Source organism: Streptantibioticus cattleyicolor NRRL 8057 = DSM 46488, assembly GCF_000240165.1.
Taxonomy (GTDB): Bacteria; Actinomycetota; Actinomycetes; order Streptomycetales; family Streptomycetaceae; genus Streptantibioticus; species Streptantibioticus cattleyicolor.
In genome coordinates, this window is sequence record NC_017586.1 from 2,410,001 (window position 1) to 2,422,716 (window position 12,716).

The window sequence follows — 12,716 nt, forward strand, 5'->3', positions numbered from 1 at the left end:
CATCCCAGCCTGGCTGGAGCTGGAAGCCGCAGGTCATCGACATGGAGGCGCCGCATGCTCACCCACCGACGCACCTTCCTGGGGCTGCCGGAAGAGATCGGCAACGCGCGCAGTTGGACCCGCGACACCCTGCGCGATATGCCCTGCGCGGACGATGCCGCGCTCATCGTGAGCGAGCTGGGCACCAACGCGTTGCGGCACACGGCCAGCGGGGGTGCGAACGGCGCCTTCCAGGTGACCTTGGCTCTCTCGGGGCGGGTGCTCGCGATCTCGGTGCTGGACGCCGGGGGCGTGAAGGAGACCCCCACGATCAGGCACTCCGGTCCGGGCGCCCAGGACGGCCGGGGCCTGGCCATGGTCTCCGCCCTGGCCACCCTGCTCGAAGTCCGCGGTGACCACCGGGGCCGCATCGTCACCGCCACGATGACGATCCCCTCCGGCGGCCCGTCATGCTGACCCCCAAGAAATCCCCGGCCACCCCGGGCTACTGGCGCGAATGCTGGACCCACAGCCCGTCAACCGGACGCTTCCATTCTGCTGGCCTCCTTCGACGCCCCCACCGCCACCCAAGCCCTCCGCTGGATCCGCGTCGCCATCCGCACGATCGCCTCCGCCCTCACCCCAGCCGAATTCGACCGCGCCTGGCACTGGCTGGCCGGCGGCTACCCGATCGAGTTGCAGGAACTGGCCCGCACGAACCCGTCCACCTTCGAAGTCCACCACGAGGACACGCACATCCAGTGGACGGCCAGCCCGGTGCTGTTCCTGACGCTGGCCCACCGAAACGTGACCAAACTGCCGCCGTGCGCCGACCAGTTCACCAGGCACCGCCCGAGCAGTGAGTAACAACCTTCTCTACGAGTCCAAGGCGCCGCGCAAGCGCGGCGCGCGCCCGCGCCGCACGCCCTCCGCCCCGCTCGGCGCCCGTCCCGGTCGGCGCCGCACAGTGGCAGCAGGCTATGACCCGGCACGGTCAGAGCATGCCTTCGGCGGGGGCGCGAGCGGCTCCGGGATGACAGCGGGGACCGCTGTGGTTACCGGAGCGAGCGGTGCTCCGTGATATGTGCCACACATTAAACCCTGTCATAACAATCCTAATCTGCGCAAGTTTCGCATTGCTGTGACGTCACAGATAAGCCGCAGTGTGATATAGGTCCAGGTTTCCGCAGCTCATCACTGTGGCCTTAGTTGCCACATGCCTCTTAAGGGTAGACAGAATTATGCTTGGGGGCCCTCCTTGCTCTACTTCGAGGGCCGGTTGGAGATTTGCCAGAACCCTGGGCCGGGGCGTCATCATGTTGGCCAAGCAGACGTAGAAAGACCCGTCGGCACCGCAACCAGGGCTGTGAATCCAAGAAGTGGTGCCGCCGGGCCGTTGATTGCCCTGGGAGGCAATGGCATGAGTGCGACTGTGCACAGACCCATCCTGTCAAACCCGCCGATCGCAGTAGGGGTTGTTGCTGTAGTTGTCATCCTTGTGATCTTGAGGGTTCCGGTTTCCCCGACTCACGCGATTCTGACTGACTTGGCGGCGCTCTTCGCCTTGGTGTGTGGCAGTTCCGCGAAGAGACGCCGTATGCGCCGCATCCGACAGTAGATGTGCTGTCCGGCAAGCCTGGAACCCCGTACGCCCCCCGCTCTGTCGCGAGCGGGGGGCGTTTCGATCGACGGACCTTGCAGAGTGGCTGAGGCCGATGGATGTGCAGCGAGGCATACGCGCGACTGATCAGTCGTGTCGCCCCCCCCGTCATGGCTGACTGCCGTCGGCTGAGGTCTAGGTGGGTGGCAGCGAACAGGAACCGCCGTAACCCACCCGTCGCTCGTAGCCTGCGGTAGGCGGGCCGTGCCCTGCGGGAATGGTCAGGCTGACATCCATCGCTGACATCAACGACCGCAGACAGCGGCGGATTCAGGCATACGGCGGCAACCCTCCGCCCGTCGGCGAGCCCCTGGGACCGGGCAACTTCCCGGTCATGGAACGATCCTAAAGCGGGTGTCGCTGGTTCGAATCCAGCTGGGGGCACAGCGCCATCAGGCGTTCAGCGCGCGGAAGCCCTGGTCAGAGCCAACCTCTGGTCAGGGCTTCGCTGTTTGGCCACACGGTGGGCCCACTTCGTCTACGCCCTCCCCACAGCCTCGGTACAAGTGGTCGTCTCCCAAGTCTCTCCTCGGTGATCACGGAGTCGGTGCAGGTCAGCACCCAGGCATGAGCGGACCGGGGACCGATGCAGGGGGGCCGACCGATACATAGCCCCGGCCCGCTCATGGGGGTGTCGCACCCGCCACCACTCGCGCGCAGGGCGTGTGACGCAGTCCAGGATGCAGGATCCACCGCCGGTTTCCCCTGGCAATTGACCGGAAGATTCTTGCGGTGAATTAGCAGGCCACGCCCTGCCAGGATGACCTGGGGCGGCTACGTGGCAGGAGCACCCATGTCGAAGAGCGCGCCGGAGCGGGCACTGCCATCCCGCCTGCCGTCGTTCCAGGCGAAGCCGAGCAGCCTTGACCCCGGGTGTCCAGGTCGTTCGTACAGTGGCGCGCTCAACCTGGGACCAGGGGCCAAGCCCGCGCCACTGCGTGCGGGACGACGGCAGAGGGGATGGCAGCGGAAACCGCTGTGGTTCCTGCCGAAGGCAACGTTCCGGGCGTGCCACCACCGCGCTCCGCAGGGGTACCCGATTGCTCAGCCCGCGTGCTTGTCGTAGGTGCTCGCTAGTCTTGCAGCTCCCTGCGAGAAGGGGTGGGCAAGTCCATGACAGCGTGGGTGCTGATCTGTAACCCCAGGAAGTACCGGCTTCAAGAAATGCTTGATGACGACCGGGAGTTGACGAGCTGGTCAGTCGGCCGACATCTACATGAGATGCGTGAAGGTGATCCCTTCGCACTGTGGGTGAGCGGCCCACGAGGAGGAGTCGTAGCAACTGGGCAGCTTACCGGCGGACCGTTCTGGCTCGATGAGGAAGGTGACGACGGCTACTGGACTGAAGCGCCAGGTCCGCGGCATGTTGCGCCACTCAACGTTGAGCAGTGGCTAAAGTCCTCCATCCCCCGGGAATGGTTCAGCAGCCACAGCGCATTTGCCGGAGCCACCGTGCTGACGCAACCGTTCGCCACCAACCCCCATCGGCTCACCGACCAACAATGGGAAGCGCTGGCCGCTGAGGTCGAGCAAGCGGTGACGCGCACACCAGAGGTTCAGCTCCCCGGGAACGATGACTGGGACCTGCGGCCAGGCGACGAGATTCGGCGCGTTGATCTACACACGCGATACGGAGGCAGCCGCCAGGGCAGGATCAGCCCGTCGAATACGACCAACAACGTCATCTTCTTCACGGACCCCCGCACGGGCGAGCAGCACGGTTACGAAGACGTCTGGGAGTCGGAGGACCGCTTCCGCTACACCGGTGAGGGGCAGGTCGGTGACCAGGTCTTCGCCCGGGGCAACAAGGCGATACGAGACCACCTACGAGACGGGCGCCACCTGCGCCTGTTCATCGGGAGTCGGGGAAAGGTTCGCTATGCCGGCGAATGGATCCTCGATCCGAACGGCCCCTACTCGTGGGGGCACGCCCCATCAACAGAGGGTGGCGGAGACCGCAAGGTCATCTACTTCCACATGATCCGCGTCGGCGCAGCAGTGACGGCTCCGGACGTGCCCGTGGGCACCGAATACTGGGTCGAGGATGAGAGCACAGTGCCGGCGCCGGCCGTGCCGAGTGCTCCGGACCCTGCGCTCATGGGTGAGATTCTGAGCAAGCATCGCCAGTTGCAGAACGCCCTCGCGCAGCAGGTTCGAGACCGCGGAATGAAGCCGCTATCGCCAACGCCTACCGACCCAGCGTTCGACCTGGCTTGGCAGGACGGGGACACTCTGACAGTCACGGAGGTGAAGTCCCTGCGGCTGCAGAACGAGTCGCACCAGTTGCGCACCGGGCTCGGCCAGCTACTCGACTACGTAGATCAGCTAAGTGCACGAGCGCCACAGGTGCGCGGAGTCCTGTGGGTAGAACGAGCACCCTCGGAAGACCGTTGGCTTGGGATCTGCGAACGCGCCGGCGTGGTTCTAGCGTGGCCCGGAGCTGATAGGAAAGCTTGGACGTAGCCACTGGAAACTGCTCGGTCGCGGAGCGGCCGACTCAGGGCCAACTGCCTGGCAATTTCGGTAAGCGCTGCTGTACAACCACCGAGCATCATCTGTGGTGGTCCTGGGCCGACCAGGTCGCGGCGCTAAGGGCTGTCCCGTAAATGATCTCTGACGGGTCTGGTGGCCTGCTGGTTTCTGCGTCACCCGGCAAGGACGAGGTTGTGCAGGCGGGCGATGCCGAGCATGGCGTGCTGGACGCCGTCGCCCTTCAGCCGGCAGTCGCGAAGGATCTTCCAGCCCTTCATCCGGGCGAAGACGTGCTCTACACGGGCGCGGACTTTGCGGTGGGAGGCGTTGTGCTCCTCCTTCCATTCCGGGAGTTCGGTCTGGCCCTTCTCGCGGCGGTGCGGGATGACCAGGCCGGTGCCCCGGTAGCCGCCATCTGCGATGACCGTGGTCTTGCCGACGGCGTCTTTCGCGCCGGACAGCTCCCACGCCTTGCAGTCGTTGCGGTTGCCTGCGACTGGTCGGCCGACCGCGACGACGAGCCGGGTGTCGGCGTCGATGACGACCTGGTGGTTGGTGGAGTACCGGTAGTTCTTGGACTGCTCGGCGATGGTGTGGTCACGGGTGGGAACGAGGGTGCCGTCCACGATGAGCACGGTGTCCTTGCGGAACCGCTTGCGCTGCTGGAGCGCGAGCGCGGGCCCGAGGTGGTCGATGATGCGGTCGGCCGCCGACTTGGACACCCCGAACAGCGGGGCCAGTTGGCGCAGGGTCAGGTTCGTCCGCCAGTACGCGGCGATCAGGAGCACGCGGTCCTCCAGCGGCAGGCTCCATGGCCGACCCTTGCGCACCGGGTCCACACCCTCACGCCGGAGCGCGGTGATCAGCTTGCCGAACTGGCGCGGGCTCAGCCCAGTGAACGGGGCTATCCAGGAGGGCTCAGACGCCGTGATCACACCAGACACAGCCAGATCATCTCACCCGTGACCAGCAGTTACGGGACAGCCCTTAGGAGCGGGCTCGGGGTGTGTTGCAGTACCACTGGCGTTGTTGGGCGGAGTGGCGGCCGGAGAGCTGGGAGTTGAACCTGGTGGCCGTGCGGGACGGCGTCGTCGTGGGGACCCAGGGCGTCAGCGGGCGGGAGTTCGGGGTCGGCCGGGAGGTGAGCACCGGGTCGTGGCTCGGGAGGGCCCATCACGGGCAGGGCCTGGGCACCGAGATGCGGGCCGCCGTCCTGTACCTGGCCTTCACCGGGCTCGGCGCGGAGCACGCCGTGTCCGGGGCGTACACGGACAACGCGGCCTCGCTCGGGGTGTCACGCAAACTGGGCTACCGGGACGACGGGATCGAACGTCACGTCGTACGCGGCAAGCCCGCGGTGCTGCGCCGGCTCCGGTTGACGGCCGAACGGTGGCGGGAGCACCACCGCGTGCCGGTCAGGATAGAAGGGCTGGCGGAGTGCCTGCCCGCGTTCGGGCTGGGCGACCACCGCTCCGGGGCGTGAGGCGCGGCGCCGGTCCTCTCTGGTGAGGCGCAACACCGACCACTCCTCGTCGATGAACTCGACGTCGTAAGCCGCGGCTTGGTGAGATTGCGGTGCGTTGTCTCGCGTGCACCTGGCCATTGCGGCCCCCTTTTGACGAACGGCACGGTCTGCGCACGTTCCCCTTCCGGGTTCACTCCGGCTGTGGCGCCCCACACCGTGGTTCCGGTATCGGCTTGGGCAACCGGGCTCTCCCGCGCTTCATGTCGGAGTAACCTCGGCTTCTGCTTCTCGGGGGAGGGACGATGCTGTATCGCTTCAATCCGCCGCCTGGATGGCCGGTTCCGGCTGAGGGGTGGGCGCCGTCGGTGGAGTGGCGGCCCGATCCGGCATGGCCGGCTGCTCCGGCCGGGTGGCAGTTGTGGATACCGGTTCCGGTGGCGGAGGACCTGCCCGGCTGGGCGGGCGGGATATCCAGCGGACCGACGGCGGCCAGCAGGCCGCCGACCGCCGCCGCGCACCCGGCGTCGCCCGCCCCTCGTCGCTTCGGGCTTTTCGGACGCCGCCGTAACGGTGGCACGGGTGAAGCGGACGAGTTGCGCGCGTGGATAGCGAAGACGCAGGGCATGGAAGCCGCGCAGGTGCTGGAGGCCATTCGGGAGGTGCGCGAGACGGCGTCGGCCGTACGTGCGGCGGCGCAGACCGAGGGGGACCGGATACGGCGGGCCGCGCAGGCGGAGGCAACGGCGCTGCGCGCAGGGGCGGAGGCGGACGCGGAGGCGCTGCGCCGGGAGGTCCAGCAGGAGGTGGGGGCCACGCGGGCGACAGCGGCCGCGGAGGCCAAGGAGACGTCCCGGAAGGCGCGGGAGGAGGCGAAGCAGGAGAAAGAAGAGGCCCGGAAGGCCGCGAAGGAGACACAGCTCGCCCGCAAGGAGGCCGAGAAGGTCCGACAGGAGACCCACCAGGCCGAGCGGCGCCTCGCCGAGCTGCGGGCTCAGGTCGTCACCACCGAGGAGAGGGCGCTGCTCCAACAGGTCGGCATCTACGCGTACCACCATCAGTTGCAGGATGCCGTGGCCTACCGCAGCCGACTCGACTCGTTGCAGTCCGAGATAAAGAACTTGGCCCGCACGGGCCAGGCGGTGCTCGCGGCAACCGACTGGACGGTCAACGGATCAGCGCGCGAGGGACGCAAAATGGTCCGCGACTTCTCCAAGCTCATGCTCAGGGCGTACAACGCGGAGGCGGACTACGCCGTGCGGACCATGCGGCCGCATCGCCTGAACTCACTGGTCGACCGCCTGTACAAGAGCCGTGAGACCATCGCCAAACTCGGCGCGACCATGCACATACGAATTTCCGACGCGTATCACAATGCCCGCGTGAGGGAATTGCAGCTCACTGCCGACTTCCTCCAGAAGAAGGATGAGGAGAAGGAGGCGCAGCGGGAGATCCGGGCGCGGGAGCGGGAGGAGGCGGCCGCGCAGCGCGAGCTGGAGCGGGAACGCGAGAAGCTGCAGAAGGAGCTGGGGCACTACCAGGCGGTCATCGAACGGCTCCGGCAGCGGGGGGACACGGTGGCCGCGGACGAGGTCCAAGGGAAGCTGACGGAGATCGAGGAAGCGCTCAGTTCGGTCGAGAGCCGGGCCGCCAATATTCGCGCCGGGTACGTCTACGTGATCTCCAACGTCGGGGCCTTCGGAGAACGCATGGTGAAGATTGGGATGACGCGCCGCCTGGAGCCACTGGAGCGCATCTACGAATTGAGTGGTGCCGCCGTACCGTTCCGGTTCGACGTGCACGCCCTGATCTTCAGCAAGGACGCGGTGGGACTCGAGGCGCAGCTGCACAAGGAATTCGCGGCACGCCGGGTGAATCGCGTCAACGCGCGCAAGGAATTCTTCCGGGTCACCCCGGCCGAGGTGCGTGAGGCGCTACGGCGCCATGCCGGAAACCTCCTCGTCGAGTTCCGGGAGGAGCCGCAGGCGCTGGAATGGCGGGCCAGCCAGGCCGCGTGAGCGTCACACACGAGGTTCGCGGTCGCTCCGGATCAGTCCACCAGCCCCCACGCCCGTTCGTTGAGCGATTGGTCGGCGAAGGAGAGGCGGCCGACGTGGCCGTGGAGGTGGCCGGCGTGGGGCTCGGTGAGGTCGAAGGAGGCGACGATGTCGGCGTGCCAGGTGGCGGCGTGGGCATCGAAGGAGTGGGGGGAGGTGGTGAGGCGGGCCCCGAGGGCGGTGGTGAGGAGCCAGCGGGCGGCCGACTGGATGGAGGGGCCGAAGGGGCCGGGGTCGAGGTGGGCGGTGGCGACGGCCCACAGGTCGGGGTCGGTGCCGGGGCGGCCGGGCACCGGAACGGTGGCCACCACCGCGGTCTCCCCCAGCGTGCCGGTCGTGGTGTACGCCAGCACGCAGCGCCGGTCCGGCCACTGGTAGGTCAGGCGGGTCACCGTCACGCGTCCGGTCCCGGTCAGTCGCAGCGCCACGGGCGGCTCCTCCGCGATCACGGTACCCGTGCGGACCCCGACGCCCCCGGCCCGACACGGACCCCGCCGCCCCGTACGCCGCCGGCTCGCCCTTACGGTCCGGCCCCGCCCGGCACCGGAGAGACGGCCCCGGGACGGCCTCGGTACGACCCCGGTACGGCCTCAGGCCCCGCCCGGCCCCGGCGAACGGCCCCCGTCCCGCACCCCCCGCACGGACTACTCCCCCACCTCCTCCCCCAACGCCACCTGCACCACCATCCGCGGCACCGTGCGGGAGACCAGGACGCCTCGGCCCGGGGGGCGGGGGGTGGCGCGTTCGGGGCCCAGGAGGGGGCCTTCGCGGGGGTCGCCGGAGAGGACGAGGCCGGCGGTGCCGAGTTCGCGGACGCGGCCGAGGAGGGGGTCGGTCAGCTGGGTGCGGGTGGAGCCGGCGACGCGGCGGGCGGCGACGAGGTGGAAGCCGATCTCGCGGGCCTGCGGAAGGTGGTCGGCGAGGACGGCGAGCGGGGCGGGGCGGCTCGCGGCCACCAGGTCGTAGTCGTCGACGACGACGTAAAGTTCCGGGCCGCTCCACCAGTCGCGGTCCCGTAGCCGACGGGCGGTGATGGTGGGCGGGGGCAGGCGTTCGGCGAGTTTGGCGGCGACCTGCTCGGCGTAGACCTTGGCGGCGCCCGCGTCGCCGGCGTAGGCGCCCACGTACTCGTCGGGGACCGCGCCGAGCAGGGTGCGCCGGTAGTCGACGACGACGAAGCGGACGTCCCGGGCCGGGCGGCGGGCGGCGAGGGCCGCCATCCACATGCGCAGGAACTCGGTCTTGCCGGCGCCGGAGTCGCCGTAGACGAGGAAGTGCGGGTCGTCGGCCTCCAGGTCGAGCGGGACGGGGGCGAGGTCGTCCTCGCCGAGGCCGATGGGCACGCCCCGGACGGCGTCGGGCAGTGGCGGCAGGTCGCGGGCGCGGATCCGTTCCGGGAGCATGCGGATGGGCGGGGCGGGGCGGCCCGGCCAGGAGGCGGCGATCTTGGCGATGGTCTCCTGCTGGGCGTCGGCGAGCCCTTCGGCGGTGTCGAGGCCGTCCAGCCGGGGCAGCGCGACGTGGAACTGGTGGCCGCCGGGGACCTGGCCGCGGCCGGGCGGGGCGCCGACGAAGCGGCGGGCGGCGCGGCGGTCGATCTCGGAGTCCGCGGGGTCGCCGAGGCGCAGTTCGAGGCGGCCGGAGATGGAGTCGCGCAGCGCCATCCGCAGTTCCGGCCAGCGGTTGGCGGTCAGGATCAGGTGGACGCCGACGCCGAGGCCGCGGCCGGCGATGTCGAGGACGAGGGCGTCGGCCTCCTCCAACTCGCCGCGCAGCGCGCCCCAGTTGTCGAGGACCAGGAAGACGTCGGCGGCGCGCAGGCCGGCCGGGAGTTCACCGGCCGCGCGGCGGCGGCGGAACTCGGCGGCCGAGTCGATGCCCAGTTCCCGGAAGCGGGTCTCCCGTTCCTCGATCAGCGCCCGGGTCTCGGCGAGGGCGCGGCGGACCCGGGGCAGATCGTGGCGGCCGGCGACGCCGCTGACGTGCGGGGCGTTCTCGTACGGCAGCAGGCCGCCGCCGCCGAAGTCGAGGCAGGTGAACTGCGCCTGGTCGGGGGTGTGGGTGAGCATCGCGGACAGCAGCAGGGTGCGCAGGAAGGTGCTCTTGCCGGACTGCGGGGCGCCGATGACGGCGAGGTGTCCGTGTTCGATGGCGAAGTCGGGGGCGAGCGGGTGCTGTTCCTGGCGGGCGGGGACGTCGATGACGCCGACGGGGAAGGCCAGTTCGCCGTTGCCGGGCCACCACTGGGCACGCAGGCCGGTGCCGGGGTCGGCGGCGACCGGGCCGGTGAGGGCGTCCAGCGGCAGGGCGGGCGGCAGCGGCGGCAGCCACACCTGGTGGGCCGGGCGGCCGGCCCGGCAGAGCCGTTCCACCAGCACCTGCATCTCGGTGGGTCCGGTGGCGGGCGCCGGCGGACGCGGGGCGGGCCGCTCGGGTTCGGCGTCCGGGTCGGGCGCGGTGCGCAGGGTGAACGGGACGGGGCCGGGCGGGGCGGCGGGGGTGTCGGCGGGGTCGTCGGGGCCGAGGTAGGGGCCGGAGACGTGGGCGACGCGCAGCCGTTCGTAGGTGCTGTCGGAGACCTTCAGGTAGGCGGAGCCGGGGATGGGCGGCAGCCGGTAGGCGTCGGGGGTGCCGATGACGGTGCGGGACTCGGCGGCGGAGAAGGTGCGCAGGCAGATCCGGTAGGAGAGGTTGGCGTCCAGGCCGCGCAGCTTGCCCTCCTCCAGTCGCTGGGTGGCGAGCAGCAGGTGGATGCCGAGGCTGCGGCCGACGCGGCCGATCTGGACGAACAGGTCGATGAAGTCGGGGCGGCGGGAGAGGAGTTCGCCGAACTCGTCGACGATGACCAGCAGGTAGGGCAGGGGTTCCAGGGGGCTGCCGTCGGGGGCGGTCTGCCCGGCGGCGCGGCGCAGTTGGTATGCGCGGACCGAGTCGATGTTGCCGGCCTCGCGCAGGATGCGTTGCCGTCGCTGCTGTTCGCCCTGGAGGGCGTCGCGGACCCGGTCGACCAGGGCGAGGTCGTCGACGAGGTTGGTGATCAGGCCGGCCACGTGCGGCAGTTCGGTGACGCCGGCGAAGGTTGCGCCGCCCTTGAAGTCGACCAGGACGAGGCTGAGCAGCTCCGGGGGGTGGGTGGCGGTCAGTCCGGAGACCAGGGTGCGCAGCAGTTCGCTCTTGCCGGAGCCGGTGGCGCCGACGACGAGGCCGTGCGGGCCCATGCCGCCGTGGGCGGCTTCCTTCAGGTCGAGCGGGAGGGGGCGCCCCTCGCCGTCGAAGCCGATCGGGGTGCGCAGTACGGCGTCGTCGTCCGGGGCGACCCACAGGTCCTCGGGGTCGAAGCCGGCCAGGTCGTCGATGGCGAGCAGGCCGGGCAGCGAGACGGTGCGGGCCAGGATCTCCTCGCCCTCCTCGGACAGCCGCAACGGGGCGAGGGCGCGGGCGACCGCTTCGCACAGGACCGGTTCCGGCTGGTCGGCGACGGCGTCGGTGACGACGGCGTGGGGCGGGGTGGCGGGGGCGCGGCGGGCCTCGATCTCCAGGCGTTCGTCGGCGCCGACGCGGATGCGGACGTCGGCGCGGGTGGGCTCGTCGGCCTCGCGCTGGACGACGCAGACGACGGTGGTGGCGGTGGACCGGCCGGCGGATTCCAGGAGTTCCTGGGCGGCGGCGGAACGGGCCCAGGCGCTGCGCGGGTCGTAGCGGTCGAGGACGACGAGGAGCCGGCGGCGGGTGTCGGCGCGGTCGCGGTCGGGCCCGTAGGGGCGGCGGGCCGCGTATCCCTCGCGGGCCGCGGTGATGTGCTGCTGGAGGTGGTCGGCGATGCCCTCGAAGTCCTCGGCGACCAGCGGGACGACCCCGGCGGGGCCGGTGGCGTCGGGTTCCTGGGTGTGCGGCAGCCATTTGGCCCACTCCCAGTCCGCGCCGTCCTCGCCGCCGGTGACCACGGCGATGGCCACGTCGTCGGGGGCGTGCAGGACGGCGGCCTGGGTGACCAGGGCGCGGGCCACCGCGGAGGCCCGCGCGGCGGGTCCGAGGACGCTGACCACGCCGGCCTCGGCGAGGTCGACGGTGGCGGGCTGGTGGCCGACGTCGGCGGTGGCGGCCACCAGGCGTTCGGCGGCGGCGCGGGCCCTGGGGTCGTACTCGACGGTGGGGTCGTTGCGGGTGGCCAGGCGGACCGGGGTGGCCAGCGGGGCGCGGCCGGCGCCGACGCGCAGCCGCAGGAAGTCGGGGTCGGCCGGGCGGCGTTCCCACACCCGGTGGCGGCGCTTGGCCATGGCCCACAGCCGGTACGGGGAGGGGTGTGCCCAGGCGGAGACGAGCCGTTGGTCGGCGGCGACCTGCCGGGCGGTGCGGCGGACCTCGACGAGGTGTTGCAGGTAGCGGTCGCGGGCGCGCAGCCGGGTCTTGCGCTGGGCGCCGCGCATCTGCATGCGCACGCCGACGGTGACGCCGACGGAGAGCAGGACGAAGGTGATGCCGAGCAGGATCAGCATCCTGCGGCCGGCCACGATCATGTAGGCGGCCATGGAGATGCTGGACAGCAGGGGCATCAGCAGCATCACCCAGGTGGTGCCGGAGTCCTTGCCGACCGGTTGCGGGGGTGCGGCGAGGACGACCGGCTCGGTGGGGAGTTCGGGTGGCTGGACGCGGGCCGGGCGGTGGAAGACGAGCCGTGACATCTAGGACCCCCGGGGGGCGTCGGCCGGCCGGCCGGGGCGGGCCCGGTCCAGTGAGCGGCGGACCCCGGCCATCAGGGCGTTGACCTGGTCGATGGTGGCGCGGGCGGCTTCGCCGCGGGCTTCGGCGGAGGCGCGGCCGGCGTCACGGACGGCGGCGACGATCAGCGAGGTGAGGGTGTCGGGGTCGTCGGGGTCGATGAGCGAGGGGTCGATGCGCAGGTCGGTCAGGGTGCCGTCGGCGCCGACCACGGCGGTGACCAGTCCGCCGCCGCCGTAGCCGGTGAATCTGGCGCCGGCCAGGTCGCGTTCGGCCCGCACGAGGCCGTTGCTCATCTCCTGGGCCCGCCTGGTCAGCGCGGTGAAGTCGGGCAGGCCCTCGTGCGGCATGGGCGGCAGCTCCTCGT

9 protein-coding genes and 1 tRNA gene are annotated in these 12,716 nt (G+C 70.6%); 6 read left to right on the top strand and 4 right to left on the bottom strand.

Going from position 1 to position 12,716, the window contains the following annotated elements; genetic code table 11:
- Window positions 1-54: 54 nt before the first annotated feature.
- The 4 genes from SCATT_RS10780 to SCATT_RS10785 all read left to right on the top strand — a co-directional run bounded on the left by SCATT_RS10780 (window position 55) and on the right by SCATT_RS10785 (window position 4,102).
- Entirely contained in the window at window positions 55-456 is a 402-nt protein-coding gene (locus tag SCATT_RS10780; RefSeq protein ID WP_014143050.1) for an ATP-binding protein, read from the top strand.
- Window positions 457-675: 219 nt separating this feature from the next.
- Window positions 676-846 (top strand): hypothetical protein, encoded by a 171-nt coding sequence (locus SCATT_RS38960; RefSeq protein ID WP_014143051.1) that lies wholly within the window; start codon window positions 676-678, stop codon window positions 844-846.
- A gap of 1,099 nt (window positions 847-1,945) precedes the next feature.
- A tRNA-OTHER gene (locus SCATT_RS38540) sits at window positions 1,946-2,023 on the top strand.
- A gap of 717 nt (window positions 2,024-2,740) precedes the next feature.
- Window positions 2,741-4,102 (top strand): hypothetical protein, encoded by a 1,362-nt coding sequence (locus SCATT_RS10785; RefSeq protein ID WP_014143055.1) that lies wholly within the window; start codon window positions 2,741-2,743, stop codon window positions 4,100-4,102.
- A 182-nt stretch (window positions 4,103-4,284) separates the two neighbouring features.
- Here SCATT_RS10785 and SCATT_RS10790 read toward each other — a convergent pair whose 3' ends face one another.
- Window positions 4,285-5,055, bottom strand: a complete 771-nt coding sequence (locus SCATT_RS10790; RefSeq protein WP_014626964.1) for an IS5/IS1182 family transposase — start codon at window positions 5,053-5,055, stop codon at window positions 4,285-4,287.
- A gap of 62 nt (window positions 5,056-5,117) precedes the next feature.
- Between SCATT_RS10790 and SCATT_RS10795 the strand changes: the two genes are divergently transcribed.
- Window positions 5,118-5,594 carry a GNAT family N-acetyltransferase gene (locus tag SCATT_RS10795; protein WP_014143057.1) on the top strand — a complete coding sequence of 159 codons (477 nt, stop codon included), beginning with the start codon at window positions 5,118-5,120 and terminating at the stop codon, window positions 5,592-5,594.
- Between the two features lie 284 nt (window positions 5,595-5,878).
- The gene (locus SCATT_RS10800) at window positions 5,879-7,591 is read left to right on the top strand and encodes a DUF4041 domain-containing protein (RefSeq protein ID WP_231905065.1); all 1,713 of its coding nucleotides are present in this window, start codon (window positions 5,879-5,881) and stop codon (window positions 7,589-7,591) included.
- Between the two features lie 32 nt (window positions 7,592-7,623).
- Here SCATT_RS10800 and SCATT_RS10805 read toward each other — a convergent pair whose 3' ends face one another.
- From SCATT_RS10805 to SCATT_RS10815, 3 genes are all read right to left on the bottom strand, one after another.
- Window positions 7,624-8,058 (bottom strand): hypothetical protein, encoded by a 435-nt coding sequence (locus SCATT_RS10805; protein WP_014143059.1) that lies wholly within the window; start codon window positions 8,056-8,058, stop codon window positions 7,624-7,626.
- A 216-nt stretch (window positions 8,059-8,274) separates the two neighbouring features.
- Window positions 8,275-12,312 carry a type VII secretion protein EccC gene (locus SCATT_RS10810; protein WP_014143060.1) on the bottom strand — a complete coding sequence of 1,346 codons (4,038 nt, stop codon included), beginning with the start codon at window positions 12,310-12,312 and terminating at the stop codon, window positions 8,275-8,277.
- Entirely contained in the window at window positions 12,313-12,699 is a 387-nt protein-coding gene (locus tag SCATT_RS10815) for a YbaB/EbfC family nucleoid-associated protein (protein WP_014143061.1), read from the bottom strand.
- Window positions 12,700-12,716: the final 17 nt, after the last annotated feature.

Bases quoted from the DNA above. Each gene is read 5' to 3' on its own strand.
- SCATT_RS10780 (WP_014143050.1), top strand. From the start codon at position 55: ATGCTCACCCACCGACGCACCTTCCTGGGGCTGCCGGAAGAGATCGGC.
- SCATT_RS10800 (WP_231905065.1), top strand. From the start codon at position 5,879: ATGCTGTATCGCTTCAATCCGCCGCCTGGATGGCCGGTTCCGGCTGAG.
- SCATT_RS10810 (WP_014143060.1), bottom strand. From the start codon at position 12,312: ATGTCACGGCTCGTCTTCCACCGCCCGGCCCGCGTCCAGCCACCCGAA.
- SCATT_RS10815 (WP_014143061.1), bottom strand. From the start codon at position 12,699: ATGCCGCACGAGGGCCTGCCCGACTTCACCGCGCTGACCAGGCGGGCC.